Genomic DNA, 346 nt, shown 5'->3' on the forward strand with positions numbered 1-346 from the left:
CGTTCGTCCTGAGCCAGGATCAAACTCTCCGATAAAGTAGTTTGACTGACTACGCACATCGCTGTGCGATTTTTAAAAACTGAATTAACAGGTACGTTTTGTCTTGTTTAGTTTTCAAAGATCATTTCGTTTGTCCGCTTTGTTAAAGCAACTTTATTAGTATACAACGTCGCTTCTTCAAAGTCAACAACTTTTTTAAAAAATTACACTAACGTGCAATTGCTTGGCGGCGTCCTACTCTCACAGGGGGAAACCCCCGACTACCATCGGCGCTGAAGAGCTTAACTTCCGTGTTCGGTATGGGAACGGGTGTGACCTCTTCGCTATCGCCACCAAACAAATTGAG

At 43.4% G+C, this 346-nt stretch carries 1 rRNA gene; it reads right to left on the minus strand.

Annotated elements, in window-relative coordinates:
• Positions 1–221: 221 nt before the first annotated feature.
• Positions 222–337 (minus strand): 5S ribosomal RNA (gene rrf, locus WA279_RS20815).
• Positions 338–346: the final 9 nt, after the last annotated feature.

The sequence above is a fragment of the Bacillus sp. 204(2023) genome, from assembly GCF_037027505.1.
Classification (GTDB): domain Bacteria; phylum Bacillota; class Bacilli; order Bacillales; family Bacillaceae; genus Bacillus; species Bacillus subtilis.